Origin of the sequence: Burkholderia sp. Bp9016 (assembly GCF_003857765.1) — a bacterium.
Lineage (GTDB): Bacteria > Pseudomonadota > Gammaproteobacteria > Burkholderiales > Burkholderiaceae > Burkholderia.
Genome location: NZ_QTPY01000111.1, coordinates 1 through 206, shown reverse-complemented (window position 1 = coordinate 206; position 206 = coordinate 1). Strand labels below are relative to the sequence as shown.

Annotated in this window: 1 protein-coding gene; it reads right to left on the bottom strand. The window is 61.2% G+C overall.

The window, feature by feature from the left end:
* The coding region (locus tag DIE13_RS33745; RefSeq protein ID WP_311768352.1) for a hypothetical protein at nt 1-206 on the bottom strand (206 nt) is incomplete at both ends.

Sequence of the window (206 nt, the reverse complement as noted above, 5' to 3'; positions counted from 1 at the left end):
ATCAGCTCGTTGTCCACCTCGACTTCGACGGGTATCAATTCCCTGTCGACTGGCCTGAGCTCGACCGACAGCACGGTCGCTTCGCTCTCGACTTCCACGTCGACCGGCCTGTCGTCGGCAACCAGCTCGATCAGCTCGCTGTCCACCTCGACTTCGACGGGTATCAATTCCCTGTCGACTGGCCTGAGCTCGACCGACAGCACGGT